General features: G+C 73.7%; 27 protein-coding genes. 14 read left to right on the top strand and 13 right to left on the bottom strand.

Annotated features, from left to right (window positions below; genetic code table 11):
• Window positions 1-8 precede the first annotated feature (8 nt).
• The gene (locus HNR19_RS14325; RefSeq protein ID WP_179668551.1) at window positions 9-473 is read left to right on the top strand and encodes a DUF2231 domain-containing protein; all 465 of its coding nucleotides are present in this window, start codon (window positions 9-11) and stop codon (window positions 471-473) included.
• Window positions 474-501: 28 nt separating this feature from the next.
• Here HNR19_RS14325 and HNR19_RS14320 read toward each other — a convergent pair whose 3' ends face one another.
• Genes HNR19_RS14320 through aroA form a run of 4 tightly spaced genes read right to left on the bottom strand, consistent with a single transcriptional unit; the run spans window position 502 to window position 4,339 of the window.
• A complete protein-coding gene (locus tag HNR19_RS14320; RefSeq protein WP_179668550.1) occupies window positions 502-1,344 on the bottom strand; it encodes an ERCC4 domain-containing protein in 843 nt (280 codons plus the stop codon).
• Between the two features lie 50 nt (window positions 1,345-1,394).
• Window positions 1,395-2,024, bottom strand: coding sequence for a LysE family transporter (locus HNR19_RS14315; protein WP_179668549.1), 630 nt, complete (start codon window positions 2,022-2,024; stop codon window positions 1,395-1,397).
• A 27-nt stretch (window positions 2,025-2,051) separates the two neighbouring features.
• A complete protein-coding gene (gene rsgA / locus HNR19_RS14310) occupies window positions 2,052-3,050 on the bottom strand; it encodes a ribosome small subunit-dependent GTPase A (RefSeq protein ID WP_179668548.1) in 999 nt (332 codons plus the stop codon).
• On the bottom strand, window positions 3,047-4,339 hold the full coding sequence (gene aroA, locus HNR19_RS14305; RefSeq protein ID WP_179668547.1) for a 3-phosphoshikimate 1-carboxyvinyltransferase: 1,293 nt from the start codon (window positions 4,337-4,339) through the stop codon (window positions 3,047-3,049). Before aroA ends, rsgA begins: the two co-directional genes overlap by 4 nt.
• A gap of 29 nt (window positions 4,340-4,368) precedes the next feature.
• Here aroA and HNR19_RS14300 point away from each other — a divergent pair, with 29 nt between their 5' ends.
• The 7 genes from HNR19_RS14300 to HNR19_RS14270 are packed head-to-tail and all read left to right on the top strand — an operon-like array spanning window position 4,369 to window position 10,952.
• Window positions 4,369-7,359 carry an AAA family ATPase gene (locus tag HNR19_RS14300; RefSeq protein WP_179668546.1) on the top strand — a complete coding sequence of 997 codons (2,991 nt, stop codon included), beginning with the start codon at window positions 4,369-4,371 and terminating at the stop codon, window positions 7,357-7,359.
• A 31-nt stretch (window positions 7,360-7,390) separates the two neighbouring features.
• Window positions 7,391-7,552, top strand: coding sequence for a hypothetical protein (locus HNR19_RS14295; RefSeq protein ID WP_179668545.1), 162 nt, complete (start codon window positions 7,391-7,393; stop codon window positions 7,550-7,552).
• Entirely contained in the window at window positions 7,549-8,232 is a 684-nt protein-coding gene (locus HNR19_RS14290) for a hypothetical protein (protein ID WP_179668544.1), read from the top strand. The genes HNR19_RS14295 and HNR19_RS14290 overlap by 4 nt, the downstream gene beginning before the upstream one ends.
• The gene (locus HNR19_RS14285) at window positions 8,229-9,164 is read left to right on the top strand and encodes an ATP-grasp domain-containing protein (protein ID WP_179668543.1); all 936 of its coding nucleotides are present in this window, start codon (window positions 8,229-8,231) and stop codon (window positions 9,162-9,164) included. Before HNR19_RS14290 ends, HNR19_RS14285 begins: the two co-directional genes overlap by 4 nt.
• Entirely contained in the window at window positions 9,161-9,553 is a 393-nt protein-coding gene (locus tag HNR19_RS14280) for an MAPEG family protein (protein ID WP_179668542.1), read from the top strand. Before HNR19_RS14285 ends, HNR19_RS14280 begins: the two co-directional genes overlap by 4 nt.
• 2 nt (window positions 9,554-9,555) lie before the next feature.
• Window positions 9,556-10,641: a glutamate-cysteine ligase family protein gene (locus HNR19_RS14275; RefSeq protein ID WP_179668541.1), complete on the top strand. Its 1,086-nt coding sequence runs from the start codon at window positions 9,556-9,558 to the stop codon at window positions 10,639-10,641.
• 26 nt (window positions 10,642-10,667) lie between these two features.
• On the top strand, window positions 10,668-10,952 hold the full coding sequence (locus tag HNR19_RS14270; protein WP_179668540.1) for a hypothetical protein: 285 nt from the start codon (window positions 10,668-10,670) through the stop codon (window positions 10,950-10,952).
• Between the two features lie 16 nt (window positions 10,953-10,968).
• Here the strand turns inward: HNR19_RS14270 and HNR19_RS14265 are convergent, their stop codons facing one another.
• Window positions 10,969-11,499 carry a DoxX family protein gene (locus tag HNR19_RS14265; RefSeq protein WP_179668539.1) on the bottom strand — a complete coding sequence of 177 codons (531 nt, stop codon included), beginning with the start codon at window positions 11,497-11,499 and terminating at the stop codon, window positions 10,969-10,971.
• 35 nt (window positions 11,500-11,534) lie between these two features.
• Between HNR19_RS14265 and HNR19_RS14260 the strand changes: the two genes are divergently transcribed.
• From HNR19_RS14260 to rsrA, 4 genes are all read left to right on the top strand, one after another.
• Window positions 11,535-12,287, top strand: coding sequence for an SOS response-associated peptidase (locus HNR19_RS14260; RefSeq protein WP_179668538.1), 753 nt, complete (start codon window positions 11,535-11,537; stop codon window positions 12,285-12,287).
• 10 nt (window positions 12,288-12,297) lie between these two features.
• A complete protein-coding gene (locus HNR19_RS14255; RefSeq protein WP_179668537.1) occupies window positions 12,298-12,960 on the top strand; it encodes an alpha/beta family hydrolase in 663 nt (220 codons plus the stop codon).
• 75 nt (window positions 12,961-13,035) lie between these two features.
• Complete coding sequence (locus tag HNR19_RS14250) at window positions 13,036-13,674, top strand: sigma-70 family RNA polymerase sigma factor (RefSeq protein ID WP_179668536.1); 639 nt, start codon at window positions 13,036-13,038, stop codon at window positions 13,672-13,674.
• 2 nt (window positions 13,675-13,676) lie between these two features.
• Window positions 13,677-13,967, top strand: a complete 291-nt coding sequence (gene rsrA / locus HNR19_RS14245; protein ID WP_179668535.1) for a mycothiol system anti-sigma-R factor — start codon at window positions 13,677-13,679, stop codon at window positions 13,965-13,967.
• Window positions 13,968-14,062: 95 nt separating this feature from the next.
• On the opposite strand, the gene HNR19_RS23715 is transcribed toward rsrA, so the two are convergent.
• Window positions 14,063-14,137, bottom strand: a complete 75-nt coding sequence (locus HNR19_RS23715) for a 50S ribosomal protein bL37 (protein ID WP_370249596.1) — start codon at window positions 14,135-14,137, stop codon at window positions 14,063-14,065.
• Window positions 14,138-14,314: 177 nt separating this feature from the next.
• On the opposite strand from HNR19_RS23715, the gene HNR19_RS14240 reads away from it, so the two are divergent.
• The gene (locus HNR19_RS14240) at window positions 14,315-18,136 is read left to right on the top strand and encodes a putative Ig domain-containing protein (protein ID WP_179668534.1); all 3,822 of its coding nucleotides are present in this window, start codon (window positions 14,315-14,317) and stop codon (window positions 18,134-18,136) included.
• A gap of 6 nt (window positions 18,137-18,142) precedes the next feature.
• Here the strand turns inward: HNR19_RS14240 and HNR19_RS14235 are convergent, their stop codons facing one another.
• From HNR19_RS14235 to HNR19_RS14225, 3 genes are read right to left on the bottom strand one after another with little or no spacing between them, the layout of a single operon-like run.
• On the bottom strand, window positions 18,143-18,514 hold the full coding sequence (locus tag HNR19_RS14235) for a thioesterase, FlK family (protein WP_179668533.1): 372 nt from the start codon (window positions 18,512-18,514) through the stop codon (window positions 18,143-18,145).
• Window positions 18,515-18,517: 3 nt separating this feature from the next.
• Entirely contained in the window at window positions 18,518-20,197 is a 1,680-nt protein-coding gene (locus HNR19_RS14230; RefSeq protein ID WP_179668532.1) for an acetolactate synthase, read from the bottom strand.
• Between the two features lie 46 nt (window positions 20,198-20,243).
• Complete coding sequence (locus HNR19_RS14225) at window positions 20,244-21,104, bottom strand: DUF2785 domain-containing protein (RefSeq protein ID WP_179668531.1); 861 nt, start codon at window positions 21,102-21,104, stop codon at window positions 20,244-20,246.
• Between the two features lie 96 nt (window positions 21,105-21,200).
• Between HNR19_RS14225 and HNR19_RS14220 the strand changes: the two genes are divergently transcribed.
• Entirely contained in the window at window positions 21,201-22,673 is a 1,473-nt protein-coding gene (locus HNR19_RS14220; RefSeq protein WP_179668530.1) for a sensor histidine kinase, read from the top strand.
• 28 nt (window positions 22,674-22,701) lie between these two features.
• Here HNR19_RS14220 and HNR19_RS14215 read toward each other — a convergent pair whose 3' ends face one another.
• The 4 genes from HNR19_RS14215 to HNR19_RS14200 all read right to left on the bottom strand — a co-directional run bounded on the left by HNR19_RS14215 (window position 22,702) and on the right by HNR19_RS14200 (window position 24,750).
• Complete coding sequence (locus HNR19_RS14215; protein WP_179668529.1) at window positions 22,702-22,956, bottom strand: WhiB family transcriptional regulator; 255 nt, start codon at window positions 22,954-22,956, stop codon at window positions 22,702-22,704.
• Window positions 22,957-23,124: 168 nt separating this feature from the next.
• The gene (locus HNR19_RS14210; RefSeq protein ID WP_179668528.1) at window positions 23,125-23,523 is read right to left on the bottom strand and encodes a hypothetical protein; all 399 of its coding nucleotides are present in this window, start codon (window positions 23,521-23,523) and stop codon (window positions 23,125-23,127) included.
• Entirely contained in the window at window positions 23,520-24,323 is an 804-nt protein-coding gene (locus HNR19_RS14205) for an RNA polymerase sigma factor SigF (RefSeq protein WP_179668527.1), read from the bottom strand. Before HNR19_RS14205 ends, HNR19_RS14210 begins: the two co-directional genes overlap by 4 nt.
• Window position 24,324: 1 nt before the next feature.
• Entirely contained in the window at window positions 24,325-24,750 is a 426-nt protein-coding gene (locus HNR19_RS14200) for an ATP-binding protein (protein WP_179668526.1), read from the bottom strand.
• Window positions 24,751-24,800 lie beyond the last annotated feature (50 nt).

The raw sequence follows: 24,800 nt of genomic DNA, 5'->3' as shown, positions 1-24,800 counted from the left end.
CTTCAACCATGGAGATCAACGGCCTCCCCCTCCACCCGCTGGCGGTGCACAGCGCCGTCGTGCTCGCCCCGCTCGCGGCCCTCCTCGCGATCGCGTACGCCGTGCCGCCCTGGCGCGACAGGCTGCGGTGGCCGCTCTTCGCCGGTGCGTTGCTCGCGCTCGGCGCGGTGGTGCTCGCCTACTTGTCGGGCGACAGCTTCCGGGAGGCCAACGCCTTCTTCAACGATCCCGCGCTGCCCACGACCGAGAAGATCGACGACCACGAGGACTACGGCTGGATCCTGCTGTGGGTGACCGTCGGGTTCTCGGCGGTCGCCCTGCTCAACGTCGCGCTGCACAAGGTGGAGTCGCGGTGGATCAAGGTGCTGCTCGGCCTGGTCCTCGTCGCCGACGCGATCGCCGTGCTCGTGCTGGTCTACCTCACCGGCGAGGCCGGCGCGGACGCCGTGTGGGGAGAGGGGTACGCCGGCTGAGCCTGGCGTTCCCGCGACTGCCGGTGGCTCAGCCCGGGTCGCTCGCCGTCGCGAACACCTCACCGGTGAGGCCGTCGACCAGCTGCGTGCCCGCCGCGGCCGACTCGAGCGCCTGGAGCGCCACGGAACGCCGGTCGAAGGACCGGGCCTCGTCCTCAGGGTCGGGACCGAGGAGGAGCCAGCGCCGGGCGGCGGGAGCGCCGCGGGCGGGCCGGCCGGGATCGGGCTCACGGTCGGCAGGCTCGACGTACCTGGCGTGCAGCGCCTCCGCGAGTCGGGCCGCGCGAACCTTGCCGATGCCGGGGTGGCTCCGCACTCCCTCGGGCGCCGCGGCCGCCACCGCGGCGAGGCTGCCGTAGGCGGAGAGCAGGCTGCGGGCCATGGTCGTGCTGATCCCCGGGACGACCGACAGCATCGCCTCGGCCTGCGCCGACGGGTGCCGAGGTGCGCGGCGGGGGCCGTAGGCGGGGGCCGTCGGCCCGGCGCGCCGGGCCCGCTTCGCGAGCCGGGCGATCCACGCGGCGCTGTCGTCGGCGTCGAGGCTGTGCACGACGGTGAACCCGTCCTCGATCAGGCGGCACACCGCGCCCCGCCACGCGTCCTGGGCCATCCGGGGCTCGCCCTCCACGACGAGCACCGCCTGGGGGAACGCGGACTGCAGCCGCACCGCCTGGTCGAAGATCCGTCCGTCGCGGATCGACGCCCCGAGGTCGCTCGGCCCCTTGCGCTCGACCGCCAGGCCGGGCCCGAGCACGTAGTCGCCCACCGGCAGGTCGGTCAGTCGTACGTCGAGCCCGGCGGCGACCAGCGCCGCCGGGATCGTGCTCTGCCGCTCGCGGTGGTCGACCAGGACCGGACCTTCGTTCCCCACACGTCGACGCTACGTCGGCCCTGATGACGCCGCGGCGTCGAGGCGCCGGCTCAGTGGTCGACGGCCACCCGCACGCCGAGCGCGATCAGCACGACGCCCGTGAACCGCTCGACCAGCACCCGGACCCGCTCGCGGGACAGGAACCGGCCGAGCGCGCCGACGGCGAGCGAGAACACGCGCCACCACAGGATCGCGATCGCGAGGAACGTGCCGGCGAGGACGCTCGTCGTCGCGAACGGCTGCTCGCCCGACGACACGAACTGGGGGATGAGCGTCAGGAAGATGAGCGCGATCTTCGGGTTGAGGAGGTTGCTCATGAGGCCCTGCCGGAACGCCTTCTCCCGGCTCAGTGCTGGACCCGGCTCTGCTGCAGGCGCGGCCGCGTCGGGTGCCGGTCGGCGCGCGTGCAGCAGGGCCATGACGCCGAGGTACACCAGGTACGCCGCGCCGGCCAGCTTGATCACCGTGAACGCCGTGGCGGACGTCGCCAGCACCGCGGCCAGACCGATCGCGGACGCGGCGGCGTACCCGGCGATCCCGGTGCAGCACCCGAGGCCGGTCCACCACGCCAGCGATGCGCCGCCGCGGATGCCGTTGCGCAGCACCAGCGCCATGTCGGGTCCGGGCGTGAGCGTGAGCAGCAGGACGACGGCGAGGAACGGCACGAACTGGTCAGGCACGCCCCGACGGTAGCCCGCCCTGGAGCTTCAGTAGTCCGTGACCGACCGCGCCTCGAGCAGCCGCCGGAACGACGCCACCCGCTCCGGGTCGGCCTCGCCCTCGGCCACCGCCTCGTCGAGGCCGCACTCGGGCTCGTCGGCGGCGTGGGTGCAGCCGCGCGGGCAGGTCTCGGTCATCTCGTCGAGGTCGGGGAACGCCTCGATGAGGTTCTCCGGCTCGACGTGCGCGAGCCCGAACGACCGGATGCCGGGGGTGTCGACGATCCAGCCCGCGCCGTCGGGCAGCTCGAGCATGATCGCCGACGTCGAGGTGTGACGCCCGCGGCCGGTGACCGCGTTGACATGGCCGGTCTCGCGCCCCGCGTCGGGCACGAGCGCGTTGACGAGCGTCGACTTGCCCACGCCGCTGTGGCCGACGAGCACGGTCGTGTGACTCGCGAGCGCGTCGCGGACCTCCGCCAGGTCGCCGCCGCGCTGCGTGACCACCCACTTCACGCCGAGCGACCGGTAGGTCACCAGCAGCGTCTCGGGGTCGGCGAGGTCGGACTTCGTCAGCACCAGCAGGGGAGCGAGGCCCGCGTCGAACGCGGCCACGAGCGCGCGGTCGATGAGCCGCGGCCGCGGCTCGGGGTCGGCGAGTGCGGTGACCACGGCGAGCTGGGTGGCGTTGGCGACGATCGGCCGCTCGACGGGGTCGTCGTCGTCCGCCGTACGGCGCAGCATCGTGGTGCGCTCGCGGACCTCGACGATCCGCGCGAGCGAGCCCTCGTCGCCGGAGACGTCGCCGACGACCCGCACCCGGTCGCCGACGACCACGCCCTTGCGGCCGAGCGGGCGCGCCTTCATCGCGGTCACCACCCGGTCGTCGACGAGCAGCGTGAACCGGCCCCGGTCGACGGTGGTGACGAGGCCGTCGACGGCGTCGTCGTGGGAGGGGCGGTCCTTCGTCCGGGGGCGGGTACGGCGCCGCGGGCGCTCGTAGTGCTCGACGTCGTGCTCGCCGTACCTACCCGTCGGACGGCTCACAGGAGGCCGCTCCAGAAGGCGGCGAAGTCGGGGAACGTCTTGCTGGTCGTCGCGACGTTCTCGACGAGCACCCCCGGCACGGCGGCGCCGACGATGACGCCGGCGTGGGCCATCCGGTGGTCGGCGTAGGTGTGGAACACGCCGCCGGTCAGGGCGGCGGGCCGTAGCGACAGCCCGTCGGGGTGCTCGACGACGTCGGCGCCGATGCCGCCGAGCTCCTTCGCGAGCGCCGCCAGGCGGTCGGTCTCGTGGCCGCGGATGTGGGCGATCCCGCGCAGGTGCGACGGCGTCGAGGCGAGGGCGCACAGGGCGGCGACGGCCGGGGTGAGCTCGCCGACGTCGTGGAGGTCGGCGTCGAGGCCGACGAGGCCGCGATGACCGTCGGCCGGTCCGGTGACCCGGAGGCCCTCGGCGAGACGCTCGACCCGGCAGCCCATCTGCGCGAGCAGGTCGCGCAGCGCGTCGCCCGGCTGGGTGGTCGACGTCGGCCAGTCGCGCACGGTGACGGAGCCACCGGAGACCGCGGCCAGCGCCAGGAACGGCGCGGCGTTCGACAGGTCGGGCTCGATGGCCTCGTCGCGCGCCGCGATGGCGCCCGGAGCGACCGCCCAGCGGTTGGCGTCGCTGTCGTCGACGGCCACGCCGCGGTCGCGCAGCATCGCGATGGTCATCTCGACGTGGGGGAGCGACGGGACCGGCTTGCCGTCGTGGCGCACGTCGACCCCGTGCTCGAAGCGCGCGCCCGCGAGCAGCAGCGCCGAGACGAACTGCGACGACGCCGACGCGTCGATCACGACCGTGCCGCCCGGCACCGTGCCGGTGCCGTGGACCGTGAACGGCAGCGAGCCGCGCCCGCCGTCGTCGATGCGTACGCCGAGCGCGACCAGCGCCGCGAGCACCTCTCCGACCGGCCGGTTGCGCATGTGCGGGTCGCCGTCGAACGCGACGTCACCGTCCACCAGCCCGGCGACCGGCGGCACGAACCGCATCACGGTGCCCGCGAGCCCGCAGTCGACCTCGACCCGGTCCGCGGCCGCCGTCGACAATGGCGTCACGGCCCAGTCGTCGCCGGACGTGTCGACGTGAGCACCCATCGACGTGAGCGCGCGCGCCATCAGCTCGGTGTCGCGCGAGCGCAGCGCGCGGCGTACGACCGAGGGGCCGTCGGCCAGTGCCGCCAGCACCAGTGCCCGGTTGGTCAGGGACTTGCTGCCCGGCAGCGAGACCACCGCGTCGACAGGCTCGGTCGCGACGGGGGCGGGCCAGGGGTCGGCGGCAGCAGTACTCATCTCCTGCCGCATTCTGCCACCCTGAGCGCATGGGCACGCTCCGCCCGGACCCCGGCTTCGTCGGCCGCGGCGACGAGGTCGCCCGGTTGGCGGAGGTGCTGCGGGCGGCGCGCGAGGGCGGATCACCGCTCGCGCTGGTCCTCGGCGAGGCCGGGATCGGCAAGTCGCGGCTGGTCGGCCGGGTCGCCGCCGACGCGCGGGCGCAGGGCTACGACGTGCTGTGGACCGAGGCGGAGGAGGACGGCGGCCCGTTCTCCGCGCTGGCCGGCCTGAGGGTCGCGGGCACGGACGCGTCGGTCGACGGCTCGGATGGTGACCAGCGGTGGGACCGGCTCGAGGCGGTCGCCGCCGGGATCGCCGACCGAGCGCCGGTGCTCGTCATCGTCGAGGACCTGCACTGGGCCGACGCCTCCTCGCTCTGGGTGCTCGAGCGGTTGGCGCGGCACCTCGGCGGGGTGGCGGCGCCGGTGCTCGGCACGGCCCGGTCCGACGAGGCGACGCAGCCCCCGATGGCGCGGCTCATGGCCGCGGCCGACCCCGTCGTGCGGCTCGGCGGGCTGTCGGTGGAGGAGACGACCCGCCTCGCCGAGCTCGCGGCGCCGGGCGGCAGCGTCGACGGCGCCGCGCTGTGGGAGCGGACCGGCGGGGTCCCGCTGTTCGTCCGTGAGGCCGCGGTGCTCGCGGCCGAGAGTGGCGTCCCCGCGCTCGCGACCGGCGTGCTGGGGCGGCGGTTCGAGCGGCTGGGGGAGGCGAGCTGCCGAGCGCTCGCCGCCGTCGCCCTCGCGCCGGTGGGCACCTCCCTGGTCACGCTGGCCCGCGCGCTCGACCGCACGGTGGAGGCCGTCGTCGCGGCGGTCGACGTCGCGCGCGGTGAGGACCTGGTGGTCGACGAGCGCGGCGGGGGCGTGCGTTTCCGCCATGCACTCCTCACCGAGGCGGCCGCGGCGACGCTGTCGGTCGACGAGCAGCGCCGACTCCGGCTCGCGTTGGCCGACGCCCTCGAGGCCGACGCGACGGTCTGGGCCCGCGGCCAGGCGGCCCACCAGCGGCTGCTCGCCCTGCCCGCGGGCGACGTCGAGACCGCGGCGAGGTCCGCGCTCGCTGCGGTTGTCGAGACCAGGGCCGCCGGGCGGCCCTCGGAGGCCAGTGCGCTCGCGGCGGTCGCGGTCGCCGAGCTGGAGCCGTACGGCGCGGCGCCGCACCTGCGAGGAGGCCTGCTCGTCGAGCTCGGCGAGCTGCTCCTCGACTTCCGCGAGGTCGACCGGGCCAGGGAGGCGTTCGCCGCCGCGGTCGCGCTGGGCGGCGCGCTCGACCCGACGCTGCGAGCCCGCGCCGAGACCGGACGCTCCTTCTTCGTCAACCCGCTGGTGCCGGAGAGCGAGACCTTCGCGCGCCTCACCCGGGCGGACGCAGCCCTGCCGCCGGACGACAGCCCCCTGCGGGTACGGCTCCTGGGCCGCGTCGCGGCGACGAGCATCGCCGGACCGGCGGCGCGGGAGCGCGGGCGCTCGGCCGGGCGCGAAGCGGTCGCGATGGCGCGCCGGCTCGGTGATCCCCAGCTGCTCGTGCAAGCGCTCGCCGACCTGCACCTGGCGCCGACCAGCCCGGAGGAGTGGGTGGCGCGCGGCGACGCGGCCGACGAGATCGTCGCGCTCGGGGAGCGGCTGGGCCGACCCGACGTTGCTCTCCTCGGCTACGAGTGGCAGTTCGGCGAGCGTCTGGGCCGCGCCGACCGGCCCGGCGCCGAGGAGTCGCTCGGTCGGCTCGAGCTCTACTCCCAGCTCTCGCCCTCGCCGAAGTGGCGGATCGCGGCGGGCCTGCGGCGAGCGGTCCTGACGTCCCTCCGGGGCGATCGGGAGGGCGCGCTCCGCGTCCTGGACACCGAGTTCCTCTCCGCCCGCCAGTGGCTGCACCAGGACGAGCTCAACGGCATCGCCGTCGGGTTCCGCACGGCGGCCGCGCTCCAGCACGGCGTGGACGACCCGGTCCTGCGTGAGCAGTACGACGTGCTCGTCGACGCTGCCGCGTCGATCCCGGCGCCCTTCATCCAGGCCAGCCTCGCGCTCACGGCGTGGGTGATCGGTGAGGAGGAGCTCGCCCGCCGCCACCTCGCGAAGGCTGCGGCGTCGCTCGACGTGCTCGCGGTCGGGCTTGAGTCGCTCTACGGCCTCACGTCCTGCGGCCTGGTGGCCGCCGCGCTCGGCGAGGAGGGGATCGCGCGGGAGATCCGGCCGCTGCTCGAGCCGCACGCGGCCCGCCTCACGTCGGGGAGCAGCGGCGTGATCGTGCCGACAGCGACCGCTGTCGGGTTGCTCGCCGACGCGACCGGCGACGCGGAGGCCGCGGCGTCGTACCACGACCTGGGGATCGAGCTGGCCGACCGGGTCGGCTCCGTGGTGCTGGCCGACCGGTGCCGGGCGCTCGCAGGCCGGGCACAGCGACCCCCGGAGCGGACGGCCGCGCCCGGCTCCGCGAGCGTCGTGCGGAGCATGGACGGCTGGGTCTTCACCACGCCGTTCGGAGCGGCGACCGTCGAGGAGTCCCGCGGCCTGTTGCAGCTCGTCGAGGTGCTCCGCGCAGCGGGTCGTGAGCTGGCCGCGGTCGACCTGGCGGCGGGCGGTGGCGCACCCGTCGTCCAGCACGACCTCGGGCCGATGCTCGACGACCGCGCCAAGCGCGAGTACCGGGCGCGGATCGCCGACCTGCGCGAGGAGATCGACGACGCCGAGACGATGAACGACCCCGACCGGGCGACGCACGCGCGGCTCGAGCTCGACGCGCTGCTCGACGAGCTCGGTCGGGCGGTCGGCATGGGCGGCCGCGACCGCCCGCACGGCGCGACCGACGAGCGGGCGCGGGTCAACGTCACGCGCAGCATCCGCCGGGCGATCGCCGCGGTCGCCGCCCAGGCCCCCGAGCTCGGTGCGCACCTGGAGGTCTCCGTCCGCACCGGCCGGGAGTGCAGCTACCGCCCCGACCCCGCCGCGGCGCTCGCCTGGGAGGTCCGCGGCCGGCCCTGAGGCACGCCACACGCGGGCGGAACATCGTTCCGTGCCCGCGGAACGCCTCCGGGGCATGAACCTCTACCAGATGATCGCCGCCGACTGGCGGGTCCGCCTGCTCGCCCAGGTCACCTGCGCGCCCCGGCCGCGCCCGCGGCGCACCGACCGCCCTGTCGGCGACGTCGCGCCCTCGCCGAGGGGGCAGCGATGACCTCCGTGACGGCGGTGAGGGCAGGCACCGGTTCTGCGGACCGCACCAGCGTCGGCCGCGCGGTCCTCGGCGCGGCCGCGACGTGGGTGCTCTACGTCGTCCTCATCGCGACCACGTCCGCCGGCTACGAGCAGGCGCTCGCCGACGCTTCCGAGGACACCGGCACTGCCGTCAACCGGTTGCCCGCCGAGACCCTCGCCGAGATCGGGCAGGACCACCCGTGGAGCTTCCTCGCCAACGTGATGCTCCTGGTCCTCCCGGCGGCGCTGATCGTCGTCGCCCGCCGCGTGGCAGCTGTGACCGGCTCCCGGGCGGCGCTCGCCACCGCGTGGGTCGCCGCCGCCGTCTGGGCGTTCTACCTCCTGCTCCAGGTCGGCCTCCTGACGGATCCGGAGTCGCTGCCGCCGCTCACCCGCGACCTCGACGTCCTGACCGTCCCGCTCGTCTCGGCCGGCTCCGTGCTCTCGACGGCCTCGTTCGTGCTGGCCGCGGTCGCTCTCCGCCGCCGCGGCCACCGACCCGTCGCCGCTCTCGTCGCGGCAGCGGTGGCGATCCTCGCCGTCGTCGCGATGGCGATCACCCTGGTGACGTCCGGCTTCGAGGAGCCGATCGCCCCGATCGGCCTGTTCCCCGCGGAGCTGGTCCTCGGCATCGCGCTTCTGGTTGGCCGGCAGCGATGACCACGCAGCCCCGCCGGGCCCTCGACCTCGTGGTCGTGGGCGACCCGCTCGACCGGTTCGACCCCGAGATCGACACGACGCTCGGCGTGGTCGCTGCGGCGATCGCCCGCGGGCACCACGTCCGCGCGTGCCAGCCGTCCGACCTCGCGATCGTCGACGGCGCGGCGCTGGCCCGGACCTACGACGTGCGCCGCGGCGACACCCGATGGACCGCTCTCGACGACGCCGACGCGGTGCTGCTGCGCACCGAGCCGCCGGTCGACGGCGCCTACCTCGACGCCGCGTTCATCCTCGACCGGGTCGACACGGCGCGGACCCTGATGATCAACGATCCCCGCGGCGTACGCATTGCCAACGAGAAGCTGTGGGCGCTGGAGCACGCCGACCTCTGCCCGCCCACGCTCGTCACGTCGTCGGCCGACCTGATCGCAGAGTTCCTGCGCGAGCACCGGGAGTGCGTCGTCAAGCCGATCGACGGGTTCAGCGGGCACGGCGTGCTGCGTCTCGGCTACGACGACCCCAACACCGCGTCGATCGTCGAGCTCTCGACGGCCGGCGGGTCCCGCCAGGTCGTGGTCCAGCCGTGGCTGGAGCGGGTCCGGGAGGGCAACAAGCGGGTCTTCGTGCACGACGGCGAGCCGGTGGCCGCCGCGCTCAGGTTCCCCGTGGAGAACGGCGACTTCCGGATCGGGATGCCCGCCCGGATGGTGCCGCTCTCCGACCGCGACCGCGAGATCTGCGACCGGCTCCGGCCCGGGCTCCGCGAGCTCGGGCTCTTCCTCGTCGGCCTCGACGTCATCGACGGGCTGCTCGTCGACGTCAACGTCACCAGCTCCGGCGCGCTGCGCAAGTGCGACCGGCTCCTCGGCAGCACCCTGTGCGCCGACCTCGTCCAGCTCATCGAAGAACGCACCGACCGGAGGCAGTCATGACCACCGCCATCATCTGCATCGCCCTGCTCGCGGCCCTGCTGTTCGTGCTCGGCTGGAACGTGTCGCGGATCCGCGGCACGCGCGGCGACACGGGGGACCAGTTCCCGACCGCGCCCGACGACGCGCTGTTCGTCGCGATCCGCGCGCACGGCAACGCGACCGAGTACGTCCCGATGCTCGCCGTCCTCATCCTCGTCGTCGGGTCCCGCGACCCGGCGCTGTGGATGCTGGTGGTGGCGTGCGTGGCCGTGCTGTCGCGATACCTCCACGCCGCCGGGGTCCTCATCGCCGGGGACATGGCGGAGGAGAGCGTGCTCCGGTTCGCGGGCGCCGTCGGCACCATCCTCAGCGGCGTCGCGCTGGCGGTCGCCGCGGTCCTGGTGATCTAGCGATGGTCACGCGCACCCGGGTGCTCGGGGACGCGGTCGAGTCGCTCTTCGAGGGCTCGTACGCCGCGCCGCTGGTCGGCCTCGAGCGGGAGCTCTTCGCCTATCGGCACGAGGACCCCACCGCCGCCGTGACGATCGCGGACATGCGACCGCACCTGGCCGACGTGCCGGACGTGGCGTTCGAGCCCGGCGGACAGGTCGAGCTCAACCCGGGCCCGCAGCCCACCGCGGCGGCCGCGGTCGCCGTACTCCGGGAGCGCGAGCGCGCCGCCCGCGCCGCCCTGGCCGGTGCCGGCATCCACCTGGCCGCCGCCGGGCTCGACCCGTGGCGCAGGCCCGAGCGGATCGGCCTCCAGCTGACCTCGTCGCGCTACTGCGACCTGGACCGGTACCTCTCCCGACGGGGATCCGCCGGCCGGCGGTTCATGCGGCAGACCGCAGGCCTGCACGTGTGCGTCGACCTGCGACCCGGCGCCGAGGGTGTCGTGCAGTGGCGGGCGGCCAACCTCGTCGCGCCGGTGCTGGCGGCCCTGTTCGCCAACTCCCGGTACTGCGAGGGGCGCCGGCTGACCACCGACGGCGGACGGACCGCTGTCTGCCTCGCCACCGACCCGGCGCGCATGGCGTACGGACGGTTGGGACGCACCCGCGACGTGGTGGGGGAGTACGCCCGGTTCGCCGCCGCCGCGCCCACGCTGAGCGAGCGCTTCCGCGACGTCGACGCGCATCTGTCGACCCTGTTCCCCGCCGTCCGGCCGCGCGGCCGCTACCTCGAGCTCCGCTGCCTCGACTCGATGCCCGGCTCCGACCTGCCCGTCGCGGTCGCTCTGGCGTGGCTCCTGCTCGGTGTGCGGGGCGTGGACGACGAGGTCCTCGCCGGCCTCGACAGCTGCGACGTGCCCGCGCTGTGGGAGCTGGCCGCCGGCCCCGGGATCCTGCACCCGACGGCGCGCGGGATCGCCGTCAGGCTGCTGCGCATCGCCTCTGCCGCGGTCGACGTGCTGCCGCCGGGCGAGCTGCCTCCCGACGCCTGCGCCGGCCTCGCGGACCTGCTGGAACGCACCACCCGACAGCGGCGGTCGGCCTGACCGCCGCCACACAGAAGGAGATCGCCATGCCCTACGTCAGCATCATGGAGTGGCCCGCCGACTGGGAGACCCACCTCAAGATCGACGACGCCATCAACCGCGCCCTCGGGGGCGCGTCGCCCGCCGGCCACGTCCTCCACCTGGCCGGGCGCAGCGACGTCGGTGTCCGGGTCGTCGACGTCTGGGAGACCAGGGAGCACGCCGTCCGGTTCAAGGACGAGTACGCCGAGCCGGCCGTCACGTCGCTCGGCTTCGAGCCCGGGCCGCCGTCGACCCTGACCGAGTTCGACGTCGAGATCGTCCGGACCTGACGCCCCGGCCGCTGGCTCAGGTGTGCGCCGCCTTGAACGCCTTGGCCTCGAGCTTGGCGTCCTTGACGGCGTGCGCCGCCTCGCGGCGTACGTCCTTCGCCGTGTGGCGGGCGCGCCAGAGCAGCCCCGGCTTGCCGGCGGTGTCGCCGGCGGCGATCGCCAGGCCGCCCGCGAGCGCGGCGTTCTTGAGGAAGTGGGTCTGCTGGTCGGAGCGAACGGCCTTGTCCTGCGCCTCCCAGAACCGGTAGCGGGTCGCCGTCGACGGCACCAGGCTCGCCGCGAGCACGCCCGACGCCAGCCGCGGGAAGTGTCCGGTGGCCAGGGCAGCGCCGGCGACGATCTGGACCGCGCCGTTGGCGCGCACCCACAGGGTCGGGTCCTTGGGGACGGTGACGTTCGGTACGGCGCGCTGGGCGACCGGCTGCAGCTTCTCGGTCACCGGAGCGGCCTGCGCGGCCAGCGCGTTCGCGTTGCGGAGCGAGTCGACGCCGTTGGCGATGAAGTAGGACGCCAGCAGCGGACGGGCGAGCAGTCTGATCAGTGCCATGGGAGGTCGGTACCCCGTCCGATTAGATTGAACGCATGTGCGGCCGCTACGCATCCAGCCGGAGTCCGGACGACCTCGCCGAGGAGTTCGAGGTGGTCGACAGCCGCCTCGACAAGCCGCTCGCGCCGGACTACAACGTCGCACCCACCAAGGACGTCTACGCCGTCCTCGAGCGGCAGTCGAAGGAGCACCCGGACGAGCCGCCGGCCCGCCAGCTGCGCACCCTGCGCTGGGGGCTGGTGCCCTCGTGGGCGAAGGACCCGGGCATCGGCAGCAAGATGATCAACGCGCGGATGGAGACGGTCGCGGAGAAGCCGGCCTTCCGCAAGGCGTTCGCCGTACGGCGCTGCCTCCTGCCGGCGGACGGCTACTTCGAGTGGTACCCGACCGAGCAGAAGGGCAAGTCGGGCAAGCCGATCAAGCAGCCGTTCTACATCCACCCGGCCGACGGGTCGGTGATGGCGATGGCCGGGCTCTACGAGATCTGGAAGGACCCGACGCGCGACGACGACGATCCCGACCGGTTCCGCTGGACCTGCACCGTCCTCACGACCGACGCGCCCGACGAGCTGGGCAAGATCCACGACCGGATGCCGCTGCTCGTGACCCGCGACAACCGCGACGCCTGGCTCGACCCCGGCACCGAGAAGGACCGGCTGCTCGACCTGCTCGTGCCGGCCCAGCAGACCGGGTTGCAGGCCTACCCTGTCTCGCCGGCGGTCGGCAACGTCCGCAACAACGGACCGGAGCTGGTCGAGCCGCTTCCGCTGGAGGACTCGCTCCTGTGAGGATCGTCGGGTGACCACCGAGGAGCGCGTGATCCCCACTCCCCACGGCGAGGGCCTGCTGCTGACCGACCGCGCTCGCAAGCCGATGGCGACGCTCCTGCTGAGCCACGGCGCCGGCGGTGGCACCGATGCGCGCGATCTGGTGGAGCTCGCCAGGAGCCTCCCGCGGCAGGGCATCACGGTGATGCGCTTCGAGCAGCCCTGGCGCCGCGCCGGGAAGAAGATCGCCGGACCGCCCGCCTCCCTCGACGACGGCCTGCGGGCAGCCGCAGACAGCATCCGGGTCCGCAACCCGCTGATCGTCGGCGGCCGGTCGGCGGGCGCCCGGTCGGCGACCCGGTGCGCGAAGGACCTCGGCGCGCGGGCGTGCCTGGCGCTCTCGTTCCCGCTCCACCCGCCGGGCCGCCCCGAGAAGTCCCGCCTCGACGAGCTCGCCGCGGCCGGCGTACCGACGCTGGTGATCCAGGGGGAGCGCGACTCGTTCGGGCGCCCCGAGGAGTTCCCCGACCCGATGCCCGGGCACGTCGACTTCGCCGTGGTCCCCGAGGCCGACCACGGCCTCGCGGTCCCGAAGCGGGCCGCCATCACCCAGGACGTCGCGATGGACATCGTGGTCGAGTCGACCCTGGAGTGGATCGTGCGCGAGATCGTCGGCGACGGGAATGGTGCGTAGCCCGCGACGGTTGATCCGTTCATGATCGCCACGCTCGAGCGCCCGGTGGAGCAGCTCCCCGTAGGCTGGGGGGCGATGTCAGAGACCACCACCGACCACGTCGAGGAAGTCGACCTCGCGACCGAGACCCCCGCCGAGCGATCGGCGCGGTTCGAGCGCGACGCGCTGCCCTACCTCGACCAGCTCTACTCCGCGGCCATGCGCATGACCCGCAACCCCGCGGACGCCGAGGACCTGGTGCAGGAGACCTTCGCGAAGGCCTACTCCGCCTTCCACCAGTTCAAGCCGGGCACCAACCTGAAGGCCTGGCTCTACCGGATCCTCACCAACACGTTCATCAACTCCTACCGCAAGAAGCAGCGACAGCCGCAGCAGTCGATCTCGGGAGACTCCGGCGACGTCGAGGACTGGCAGCTCGCCCGCGCCGAGTCCCACACCTCCACGGGCCTGAAGTCGGCGGAGATGGAGGCTCTCGAGCACCTCCCCGACTCCCAGGTCAAGGACGCGCTGCAGCGGCTTCCCGAGGAGTTCCGCCTGGCGGTCTACCTCGCCGATGTCGAGGGGTTCGCCTACAAGGAGATCGCCGAGATCATGGGTACGCCGATCGGGACGGTCATGTCCCGCCTCCACCGGGGACGTCGCCAGCTGCGCGACCTCCTCTCCGACTACGTCCGCACCGGCGGCGACGCGCCCATCGAGGGAGGTGCGTCGTGAACATGTCCGGTGAAGGCGCCCACGGCCACGCGCACGACGACCCGTCCAACGAGGAGTGTGCCGACTTCCTCGAGCGGATCGTCCGGCTGATCGACAACGAGCTCGAGGAGGGCGACTGCGCGATCGTGCGCGCCCACATCGACACCTGCTCGCCGTGTCTCGAGCGCTACGACCTGCAGCGCACCGTGAAGGCGCTCGTCGCCCGGTCCTGCTCGGAGAAGGCACCCGCCGACCTCCGGGAGCGGGTCCGCGTCCAGATCGCCGCCGTGCAGGTGCAGATCACCGAGGGCTGATCCCGCGGTCCGGCGGGTCCGACCCCGGAAATTGCGGAACCCCCGCCACCACCCTCAGGTGGTCCGGGGGTCCGGGTCAGCGGCGCGAGACGCGCTCAGCTGTTGGGGCGCTTGCCGTGGTTGGCGCCCTTCTTGCGACGCGCGCGGCGCTTGCGGCCGGTCTTGCCCATGGTGATCTCCTCCAGGTTCAGGTCCGACCAGTCTCCCAGACCACGGCCGCTCGGCGTGAATCGGGCCGGCCTGTTGCGCGGTAGAACGGGTTTCGGCAATCGGCTGTGGCGGGCGTGACCGCTTGTTACGTTGCGCGCGTCTCCCTCCGCATCTCGGTGCCCACCTTGAGGTGTCCCATGCTCCGTCGCGCGATCACCGCCGCCGTCCTCGTCGCCGCGTCGGCCGGAGGTGTCCTCGCGGGGGCGGCACCGGCCTCTGCCGCGGGACCGTGGTACGTCAAGCCCACCGGCAACAACGCCGCCAACTGCCTGTCGCAGGCCACGGCCTGCGCCACGGTGACCGGCGCACTGGCCAAGCCGGGCTTCCAGGCCGGTGACACCATCAACGTCGATCCCGGCACCTACACGGACCGGCCGGTGCTCGCGAAGGCGGCCAAGATCATCGGCACGGGCCCGGGTGTCGTCTTCCGCGGTGCTGCCGGCGCGTGGGCCCTCGCGGTCAACACGACGGCCGTGCCCGGCGCGAACGTCGAGCTGCGCAACCTCACCCTCACGGCCGGCGGCTACGTGGCCGGCGGCGCCCTGCCGGTCGTCGCTGCCCACGTGTCCGCCGTCGACGTCCGGATCACCGACTCGTCCGCTGCGGTCGGCGGTGGCGCCTACGTGTTCTCGGGGTCGCTGCTGATGACCGGCGGCCGGGTCCAGGGAAACCGGGCCGTCGCCCAGGCGGCGAACCAGGGCTGGGGTGGCGGCGTCTACGTCGCCCCGGGCGCGGCGCTGAGCCTCGACGGCACGACCGTCGCCGACAACCGCGCCGATGCGTCCAACAAGTCAGCGGTCGCCGTCGGCGGTGGCATCGCGAGCGGCGGCCTCACCTCCATCGTCAACGCGCGACTCTCCAACAACACTGCGGTGCACCCCGGCAACAGCTCCTACGGCGGCGCCGTCTACAACGCCGGCCAGACGATGACGGTCAGCCTCACCGAGGTCGACGGCAACTCCGCCGCGATCGGCGGTGCCGTCAGCCTCGCTCAGCCCGTGGTCGCGAGCCGGATCGACGTCCACGACAACTCGGCCCTCGCCGGGGGAGCGTTCCACGCCGCGCACAGCCTCTCCCTCACCAACAGCCAGGTCGACGACAACCACGCCACCGTCAACTACGGCGGGGCGATCTACTCCACCGCGACCCAGGGCGTCTCGCTCGACAGCACCGAGGTGGCCGGGAACGAGGCCGCGGTGGCCGGCGGCGCGGTGATGTCGACCGCCGGCCCCACCGTCATCCGCAACGGCTCCCGGATCGCCGACAACAGCGCCCAGGTCGGCGGCGGCGTCTACAACTCCGGCGCCCTGACCGTGCGCGGCTCCGAGGTCGTCGGCAACGACGCGTCGTTCCAGGGAGGGGGCATCCTCAACGGGTCCGCCTCCGCCGCCGACGCCCCGACCGCGTTGCTCGTCGACGCAGATGTCCACGACAACTCCGCCGCTCTGGGTGGCGGTGGCATCGTCAACATCGCGAAGGCCACGCTCAGCGTGGACGGCGGCCGGATCGCTGACAACGTCGCTGCCGGTGGCGGTGGCGTCCTGGTGGCCAACGGCTCGACCGCCCAGCTCGACGGCACCGAGGTCAGCGGCAACACCGCGACCAGCCTGGGCGGCGGCGGCATCATCAACGCCGGTCGCACCACCATCCAGAGGTCCGCCCTCGACGCGAACGTCGCCGCCACCAACAACGGGCTCGGTGGCGCCGTCTACAGCGGCACCGACGTCGCCGGCGCCGTGACGACGTTCGACGTCGACGCGAGCACCATCTCGCACAACCAGGCGTACGCCGGCTCCGCGCTCGTCGCCTACTCGACCGGTGCGGGCGCGACCAACCAGACGACGATCGACGACACGACCATCACGGGCAACCTGAGCTCGTCGGTGTACGGCGCGATCGAGCAGGTCGGCCGTCCGGTGACCATCACCGACAGCACGATCACCGACAACGTCGCGGCAGCCGGTGGCGCGGGAGCGATCTACGCGGGCGCGCCCGCCGGCGGCGGCGTCAGCAACACGGTCTTCGCCGGCAACCTCCCGCGCGCGTGCCTCGGCCCGGTCGCGGGCAACGGCGGCAACTACGGCGGTCCCGGCCAGGCCGGGTGTGGGCTTACCCCCGCAGCGGATCCCCAGCTCGGTGCGCTGGCCGACAACGGCGGCCCGACCCTCACGCAGCTGCCCGGCCCGGCCAGCCCGCTGCTCGACGTGCTGACCTGCAGCGGGAGCAACCCCGACCAGCGCGGGGTGGCGCGCCCCCAGGGCGCGAAGTGCGACATCGGCGCGGTGGAGGCCGAACAGGTCGTCCCGACCGTCGACGGCCCCGCTCACGTCGACCTCGCGGTCGGCTCCTCGGCCGACCCGGCCGCCACGTTCACGAGCACCGGCTCGCCGCTGCCCGACCTGTCGGCGAGCGGCCTGCCCGACGGGCTGACGTTCACCGACAACGGCGACGGCACCGGCGCCATCAGCGGTACGCCGGCCGCGGGCACCGGCGGCGTGCACACCGTCACCGTGACCGCCACCAACGAGGCCGGCTCCGGTGACCACGACGTCGAGATCGAGATCGCCGAGGCACCCGAGCTGAGCGGGCCGACCTCGTCGACGTACGTCGTCGGCGAGCCCGGCGGCCCGGACGTCTTCGAGCAGGTCGGCGGCCACCCGGTCGCGACGCTGTCGACCGACAGCGACCTGCCGGACGGCGTCGCCTTCGCCGACAACGGTGACGGCACCGGCACCCTCGGCGGGACGGCGCAGCCGGCCACCGGCGGGCTCTACGACGTCACCATCGACGGCACGAACGGGGTCGCGCCCGACGCGACCTGGCCGTTCGCGCTGACCGTCAACGAGGCTCCGTCCCTGAGCGCCGCGGACGCGACGTTCCGGGTCGGCACTGCCGGGTCCGCCGCCCTCACCGTCGGCGGCTTCCCGGCGCCCACCGTCACCGCGACCGGCCTTCCTGCGGGCCTCGCGGTCGACGGCGCGGCGATCACCGGCACGCCCGCGGCCGGATCGGGCGGCGTCCACGTGGTCGACCTCACCGCGACCAACGGCGTCGGCGCCGACGCGACCGACAGCGCCACCATCACCGTCGAGGAGACGGCCTCCGTGGCCGGACCGCTGGAGGTGCGGATGGTCACCGGAACCGAGGCGTCGGTCTCGTACGCCGCGGCCGGCTTCCCGGTGCCCGCCCTGTCCGCGACGGGCGACCTTCCCGCCGGCGTGACGTTCGTCGACAACGGCGACGGCACGGCCACCCTGTCGGGGACCCCGACAGCGGGTGCGGTCGGGAGCTACCAGCTGACGGTCACCGCGGCCAACGGCATCGGCCAGGGCCACGCGATCGCGGTCTCGGTCGAGGTCGTGCCGCCGGTGCAGATCACCACCACGTCGCTCCCGGACGCCGCGTTCGGCACCGGCTACGACCGGGCCGTCCAGGTCGAGGGAGGCGCGGCGCCGTACACGTTCTCGCTCGCGGGCGGAGCCCTGCCCCAGGGCCTCAGCCTGGGCGACGACGGCCGGATCACCGGCACGCCGTCGGGCGCGCCGGGCACCTCGACGTTCACCGTCCGCGTCGAGGACGGCACCGGTCACGAAGACACCCAGCAGCTCTCGATCAGCGTCGGCAAGGGCGTCAGCTCCCTGGTCCCGGGGCCGGTCGTCGTCGTCGGCAACGTGCTGCTCGGCGGCAACCTCACCGCGACGCTGCTGGGCGGGCCCGGGACGCCGATCGCCGGCGCCACGGTGACGTTCCGCGCGACCAACGCGGTGCTCGGCAACCCGGTCGCGTGCACGGCCGTGACCGACGCCGACGGCATCGCCTCGTGCAAGCCGACGCTCGGCGGCCTGACGGCGATCCTGCTGGCGCCGTCGGTGACGATCTCGTGGCCGGGCGACAGCAGGTGGCTGCCGGCCACGGCCGTGGCGCCGAAGAAGCTCGGGCCGCCCGCACCCTGGACCTAGGAGCCCCTAGAGCCGGGAGAGGAAGCGCTCGGCGTCGACGACGACGCGCGTGACCTCTCCCGACCCGGCGAGCTTGCCCGGCTCGCCGTCGACCACGTTGCGCACCGCGACCGAGAACCGCCGCAGCCGCCCGTCGGCATGCACCACGCGCGCGGAGACCTCGACCTCCTGCCCAACCGCGCTCGCGGCCAGGTGCTGGAGCTCGACCCGCGTCCCGACGCTGGTCTGGCCGGGCCCGAGGTCGTCCTCGATCGCCGCGCACGTGGCCGCCTCGCACCAGGCGAGCAGCCGCGGGGTCGCGAGCACGGGCAGCGAGCCCGAGCCGAGGGCGAGCGCCGTGTCGTCGTCGCTGACGGTGAACCGGAGGATCGCGGTCACGGCTCAGATGCCGAACGTGTTGCGCGGGTAGGCCGCGTCGACGTCGGTGATCACGTTGACCAGGTAGGGCACGCCGCTGGCGAACGCCCGGTCCAGGGCCGGCCCGATCTGGCGCGGGTCGGTGACCGTCTCACCGGCACCGCCGAGCGCCTTGACGACCTCGTCGTACGCCGTGCGCTCGGCGAGGTCGGCGGCGACGTCGTAGCCGTAGAGCATCTGCATCGGGCCCTTCTCGAGCCCCCACGCGGAGTTGTTGCCCATCACCATGACCACCGGCAGGTTGTGCCGCACCAGGGTGTCGACGTCCATCAGCGAGAACCCGGCGGCGCCGTCGCCCAGCAGCAGCACGACCTGGGAGGACGGGCGAGCGATCCGCGCCGCGATGGCGGCGCCGAGGCCGGCGCCCAGGCACCCGTACGGACCGGGGTCGAGCCAGCAGCCGGGCATCTTCGGCTCGACGTACTTGCCGGCGAACGAGACGAAGTCGCCCCCGTCACCGATCACGACGGCGTCGGCGGCCAGCCTCGGCACCAGCTCGCCGTAGATCCGGGCGGGATGGACCGGGTCGGCCTCGGCGCCGAGGAGGTCGAGGTCGCGGGCGGTGGCCGCGGCGACGGTCTCCTGGAGGTCGCGGACCCAGTCGTGCCACCGCGGCTTCGACCCGCGCTCCAGGGCGGCCAGCAGGCCGTCGAAGACGGCGGTCAGGTCGCCGGACACCGACGCCGCGAGCTGCGCGTGCGGCGAGACCTGGTCGGGGGAGTCGGCCACGTGGACGACCTTGGCGGGGGAGTCCTCGGCGCCGAAGACGCCGTAGCCGAGTCGGAAGTCCAGCGGAGTGCCGACGACGACGACCAGGTCGGCGCCCTTGAGGGCGGCTCCGCGCGCCTTGGTGACGAGCAGCTCGTGGCCACCCGGTACGACGCCGCGACCCATGCCGTTGGTGATCGCCGGCACGCCGGCGGACTCGACGAACCGCAGTGCCGCCTCCTCGGCCCGGTCGGCCCACACGTCGGTGCCGAGGATGACGACCGGGCGGGCCGCCTCCGCGAGCAGCCCGGCGATCCGGTCGATCGCGTCGGTGTCGGGCGCGGCGCCGCGTCCCGCGTCGGCGCCGACGACCGGTACGACGCCGCCGCCGACGTTGAAGAACTCGTCCATGGGCACGTCGACGTACGCCGGGCCGCGGTGCGCGGACCGCGCGGCCGTGAACGCGTCGTGGAAGCCGGCGGCCACGTCGTTGGCGGTCGGCAGCGTGCGGGCGTGCTTGCTGACGCTCTCGACGATCGGCAGGTGGTCGATCTCCTGGAGCGCCCCGGTGCCCCAGCGGTTGTTGGGCGCGCGGCCGCCGACGACGACCATCGGCGAGCCGGCGAACTTCGCCTGCGCGATGGCGCTGACGCCGTTGGTGACCCCCGGTCCGGCCGTCAGCACCGCCAGGCCCGGGACCCGGGTCAGCTTGCCCGTCGCCTCGGCGGCGAACGCCGCGGTCTGCTCATGGCGGACGTCGACCAGGCGCATCGGGTGGCCGGCCTGCTCGGCCTTCACCGCGCCGTCGTACATCGGGAAGACGTGTGCCCCCGACAGGGTGAACATGGTGTCCACGCCGTGGGCGCGGGCGACGGCGACGGCGAGCTCGCCGGCGTGACCGGTGAGCTGATCGCTCGAGGGTGTGGTGGAGGTCATGCCCGGAGGCTACCGACGCCGGCGAGGGCGCTGGCCAGGAGTCTGGTCAGCGGCGGCCGAAGAAGCCCGGCTGCGCGGTGCGCAGCCGCTCGATCACGATGAGCAGGATGTCGGTGCGGCCGGGCGGCTGGTTGCGGCCGAGCGAGAGGTGGAGGTAGAGCGCGCGCAGGAACGCGTTGATGTTGGCGCGCGCCGGCGAACCCGGGCCCGACACGGACGCCGGCGCCTCGGCGCGCGCGATGTCGATGAGGTCGGCGGTCCAGGCCTCGACCCGGTCGAGCGGCACGATCCCGCGGTGCATGATCGAGAGCGACGCGAGCGCCAGCCGGTCGGCCTCGCCCGCGGACCACACGTCCGCCAGCGGGTTGGCGGCGCGCTCGCCGATCACCTCGAGCAGCACGGTGAGCTCGGCGCGCCGCAGGTGCGGCGACCGGCCGAGGGCGCCGATCGCGTCGGCGCCGTTGGCCACGGCGTTCGCCCACCCCTTCTCGGGGACGAAGCTGCGCAGGTCGCGCTCGGCGGTGAACCACGCCGCGAGCCGGTCGCCCCAGTTGAGCACCTGGTTCGGCGGCACGAGCGAGCGCTCGGTGTCGCGCTCGATGCACTCGGCGAGCACGAGAGCGGAGTGGCTGCGGCGGAAGACCGTGTCGGTGCCGGACTCGCCGATGCCGGTCATCAGCCCGGTGGCGATGCCGTCGCCGAGCCCGGGCAGGAGGTCGTCGTAGACCCCGGCGCTGATCCAGGTGGTCAGCAGCTCGAGGGCGAGTTCGACCCGGAGCGCCGGGTCGGGGCTGCCGAGCATCTCGGTCAGCTCGGCGGTGAGGTCGGTGATCCGGTGCTCGGCGGGCGGCCGGGAGTAACCGTCCCGGTGCAGGCGCGCCAGGAGCGACCAGTCAACCTTCGCCATGAGCGCCGTCCTGACCGAGAGAGGGTTCGCGAATAACGTGTGCCCCCGGCCACTAGATTAGCCGGTGTCCTGGACTGGTTGGAGGGGGGTGAGCGAATGCCTTCGCTCTCCTCCATCGCGCGCCGCCACACCGACCTCGACGACGACGACATCACCTGGTTGCAGCTGCTCCAGGCCGACTGGCAGATCATCGCCGACCTGTCGTTCGCCGACCTCATCATGTGGCTGCCCGACCGGCAGGGCAACGGGTTCTGGGCGGGCGACCAGCGCCGCCCGACGACGGGTCCGACGGCGTACGTCGACGACCTCGTCGGCACGTTCGCGCCCACCGGACGCCGGCCCCTCGTGGACCAGTCCTACGCCTCCGGGCGGATCGTCCGGGAGGGCGACCCCGAGTGGCGCGACGACGTGCCGGTGCGGGTCGAGGCGATCCCGGTGCGCCGCGCCGGCCGGGTGATCGCCGTCATCGGCCGCAACACCAACCTCCTGGGCGTGCGCACGCCGAGCCGGCTGGAGATCTCCTACCTCCAGACCGCCGCCGACCTGACGCAGATGATCGCCGCCGGCCACTTCCCGGCGCCGGGTCAGCGCAGCGACCACGCCGACTCGCCGCGGGTAGGCGACGGGTTCGTCCGCGTCGACGCCGACGGCCGGGTGGTCTACGCCAGCCCCAACGCGCTGTCCGTCTACCGCCGGCTCGGGCTCACCGGCGATCTCGCGGGGCACGCGCTGGCCGACCTGACCCGCGAGCTGGTGCCGCCGCGAAAGCGGCCCGACGAGGAGACGCTCAGCGCCGTGCTCGGGGGCCGGGCCCACCGGGACGCCGAGGTCGGGTCGGGAGTCCCCGACGGGGTCGCGCTGATCATGCGGGCGATCCCGTTGCGTCCGCAGGGCGAGCACATCGGCGCGGTCATCCTGCTGCGCGACGTCACCGACCTGCGCCGCCGCGACCGCGAGCTCGTCACCAAGGACGCGACGATCCGGGAGATCCACCACCGGGTGAAGAACAACCTGCAGACGGTGGCCGCGCTGCTGCGCCTCCAGGCGCGCCGGATCGAGTCGCCGGAGGCGACCGAGGCGCTCGAGGAGGCGGTCCGCCGGGTCGGCTCGATCGCCATCGTCCACGACATCCTGAGCCAGGCGGTGGGGGAGTCGGTCGAGTTCGACGACATCGCCGACCGGCTGACCAAGCTCGTCACCGAGGTCGGCGCGCTCGCCGGAGCCGTCCGGGTCAGCCGTGAGGGTGAGTTCGGCGTGCTGCCCTCGGAGCAGGCCACGACGCTCGCGATGGTGCTCACCGAGCTCCTCCAGAACGCCGTCGAGCACGGCTTCGCGGGCCGCGCCGACGCGGCCATCGTGGTGCGGGTGCGCCGCAGCGGTCAGGTGCTCGACGTGAGCGTCGACGACAACGGCACCGGCCTTCCCGACGGGTTCGACCCCGACGCGACGACCAGCCTCGGCCTCTCGATCGTGCGGACCCTGGTGGAGTCCGAGCTGGCGGGGCACCTCACGCTCGGGCGGTCACCGGAGGGTGGCGCGAGCGCGTCGATCAGCGTGCCGGTCGACTGAGCGCTCCGGCGGTCGGACTGTCAGACGATCAGACGGGGGTCCGGACGCGGGCGCGGGCGTTGCGGCGCTTGAGGGCGCGGCGCTCGTCCTCGCTGAGGCCACCCCAGACACCGTGATCCTGCCCGGCTTCGAGAGCCCACTGGAGGCACTGTTCGCGCACCTCGCAGCGTCGGCACACCTGCTTGGCCTCCTCGATCTGGAGGATGGCCGGGCCGGTGTTGCCGATCGGGAAGAACAGCTCCGGATCCTCGTCGAGGCATGCGGAACGGTGTCGCCAATCCATCGGTGGGAAATCCCTACTTTCATCACAGGCACGACGGCGCAGTCTGGTTGAGCACCGCGGGCATGCCGATCACCGCAAAAGTGAACGGTTTCACGATCGCGCCCTCAAGGGTTCCAAGGAAACGGGCGTGAATCAAGGGTTGAACATGGTCTGTTGTGTCACAGACAATCAGCGGTCGCCCAGCGCGGCCATGCTGTCGGGGTGGAGCAGGCCGGCCAGCGCGACGAGCGCGGACACCGCCATGATGACGGCCACGAAGACGACGTCGCGCACGCCCCACGCGAGGCCGAGGCAGATCAGCTGGGTCAGCATCACCGGGCCGCGGGCCCACGCCGTACGGCGCCAGAGCGCCCACGCCGCGGCGACCAGCAGCGCTCCGTAGACGCCGAAGAAGACCGCGTTGGACACGCCGACCGCGGCCCGCTCGGAGGAGACCTCGGCCAGCTGGAGCACCGCGAACAGCAGCACCCCAAGGCCCTGCACGGCGACGACCGAGACCGCGACGGTCAGCGGCGGTGGCACCTGTCCGCGCACGGGATCGACGCCGGGCTCGGTCACCTCGGTCACTCCGACTCCAGGCAGGCCCGCAGCTGGTCGAGCGTGCGGGTCAGCAGGCGGGAGACGTGCATCTGGGAGACGCCGATCTCCTCGGCGATCTGCGACTGGGTCATGTTCTTGAAGAACCGCAGCAGCAGGATCCGCTTCTCCCGCTCGGGCAGGCCCTCGAGGAGCGGCTTGACCGACTCGCGGATCTCGACCCGCTCCAGGCCCTCGTCGGCGATGCCGATGGCGTCGAGCATGCTCGGGCCGCCGTCCTCGGAGTCGTCGTTGCCCGCGTCGAGGGACAGCGTGGCGTAGGCGTTGCTCGACTCGAGACCCTCGACGATCTCCTCGACCGTGCAGCCGATCGTCTCGGCGATCTCCCGCGGGGTGGGGGAGCGGCCCAGGCTCTGGGTGAGGTCGGCGGTGGCTGCGGTGATCTGCATCCGCAGCTCCTGCAACCGCCGCGGCACCCGGATCGCCCAGCCCTTGTCGCGGAAGTACCGCTTGATCTCGCCGATGATCGTCGGCGTCGCGTAGGTGGAGAACTCGACGCCGCGGTCGGTGTCGAACCGGTCGACGGCCTTGATCAGGCCGATCGACCCGACCTGCACGAGGTCCTCGAACGGCTCGCCCCGGTTGCGGAAGCGGCGGGCGCAGTGCTCGACGAGCGGCATGTGGAGCGCGAGCAGCTCGTCGCGCGAGGCGGACCGCTCGGCGTCGGAGCCCGACGCGTCACGGAGCACGGCGAACAGCTCCGCGCTGCGGCGCCGCGTGGCGTCGACGGCGGAGGAGCCGCCGTCGCCCCGAGAGTTGACGGAGGTCATGTCAGCGTCCGGGCCCCTCAGCCTCGGCGAGCGACGAGCGGACGACCAGGCGGACGGCGTAGGTGCCGGGCACGCTCTCGATCGCCGCCTCCTCGGCGAGCGTGGCCAGCACCTGCCAGCCGAAGCTCTCGTAGTCGGGGGACGCCGGCGCGGCCGCGGTCGTGCTGATGAGCAGCGTGAGCTTCCCCGGGTGCAGCTGGAACCGGCAGTCGAGCTCGGCGCCCTCGTCGGCCTCGTCGAGGACCATGGCGACCGACTCGCTCACGGCGATCCGCAGGTCCTCGATGTCGTCGATCGTGAAGTCCAGGCGCGCGGCGAGGCCGGCCGTGAGCGTGCGGAGCACCGATGCGAAGGCGCCGTCGGCGGGCAGCCGCAGCTCGACCTGGGAACGGGCGTCGATCCCGTGGACGGTGCTCGTGTCGGACATGCACACTCCTCCGCTGCGCGGTCGACCCTCTGGCCGGGTCGCTCGGAATG

The sequence above is a fragment of the Nocardioides thalensis genome (assembly GCF_013410655.1).
Classification (GTDB): domain Bacteria; phylum Actinomycetota; class Actinomycetes; order Propionibacteriales; family Nocardioidaceae; genus Nocardioides; species Nocardioides thalensis.
Note: the sequence above shows the minus strand (reverse complement) of the source record. Positions and strands in the feature narration are given on the sequence as shown.

Bases quoted from the DNA above. Each gene is read 5' to 3' on its own strand.
- HNR19_RS14285 (WP_179668543.1), top strand. From the start codon at position 8,229: ATGACCACGCAGCCCCGCCGGGCCCTCGACCTCGTGGTCGTGGGCGAC.
- HNR19_RS14265 (WP_179668539.1), bottom strand. From the start codon at position 11,499: ATGGCACTGATCAGACTGCTCGCCCGTCCGCTGCTGGCGTCCTACTTC.
- HNR19_RS14270 (WP_179668540.1), top strand. From the start codon at position 10,668: ATGCCCTACGTCAGCATCATGGAGTGGCCCGCCGACTGGGAGACCCAC.
- HNR19_RS14290 (WP_179668544.1), top strand. From the start codon at position 7,549: ATGACCTCCGTGACGGCGGTGAGGGCAGGCACCGGTTCTGCGGACCGC.
- HNR19_RS14200 (WP_179668526.1), bottom strand. From the start codon at position 24,750: ATGTCCGACACGAGCACCGTCCACGGGATCGACGCCCGTTCCCAGGTC.
- HNR19_RS14205 (WP_179668527.1), bottom strand. From the start codon at position 24,323: ATGACCTCCGTCAACTCTCGGGGCGACGGCGGCTCCTCCGCCGTCGAC.
- aroA (WP_179668547.1), bottom strand. From the start codon at position 4,339: ATGAGTACTGCTGCCGCCGACCCCTGGCCCGCCCCCGTCGCGACCGAG.
- HNR19_RS14240 (WP_179668534.1), top strand. From the start codon at position 14,315: ATGCTCCGTCGCGCGATCACCGCCGCCGTCCTCGTCGCCGCGTCGGCC.
- HNR19_RS14225 (WP_179668531.1), bottom strand. From the start codon at position 21,104: ATGGCGAAGGTTGACTGGTCGCTCCTGGCGCGCCTGCACCGGGACGGT.
- HNR19_RS14260 (WP_179668538.1), top strand. From the start codon at position 11,535: ATGTGCGGCCGCTACGCATCCAGCCGGAGTCCGGACGACCTCGCCGAG.
- rsrA (WP_179668535.1), top strand. From the start codon at position 13,677: ATGTCCGGTGAAGGCGCCCACGGCCACGCGCACGACGACCCGTCCAAC.
- HNR19_RS14230 (WP_179668532.1), bottom strand. From the start codon at position 20,197: ATGACCTCCACCACACCCTCGAGCGATCAGCTCACCGGTCACGCCGGC.
- HNR19_RS14325 (WP_179668551.1), top strand. From the start codon at position 9: ATGGAGATCAACGGCCTCCCCCTCCACCCGCTGGCGGTGCACAGCGCC.
- HNR19_RS14300 (WP_179668546.1), top strand. From the start codon at position 4,369: ATGGGCACGCTCCGCCCGGACCCCGGCTTCGTCGGCCGCGGCGACGAG.
- HNR19_RS14220 (WP_179668530.1), top strand. From the start codon at position 21,201: ATGCCTTCGCTCTCCTCCATCGCGCGCCGCCACACCGACCTCGACGAC.
- HNR19_RS14215 (WP_179668529.1), bottom strand. From the start codon at position 22,956: ATGGATTGGCGACACCGTTCCGCATGCCTCGACGAGGATCCGGAGCTG.
- HNR19_RS14250 (WP_179668536.1), top strand. From the start codon at position 13,036: ATGTCAGAGACCACCACCGACCACGTCGAGGAAGTCGACCTCGCGACC.
- HNR19_RS14275 (WP_179668541.1), top strand. From the start codon at position 9,556: ATGGTCACGCGCACCCGGGTGCTCGGGGACGCGGTCGAGTCGCTCTTC.
- HNR19_RS14280 (WP_179668542.1), top strand. From the start codon at position 9,161: ATGACCACCGCCATCATCTGCATCGCCCTGCTCGCGGCCCTGCTGTTC.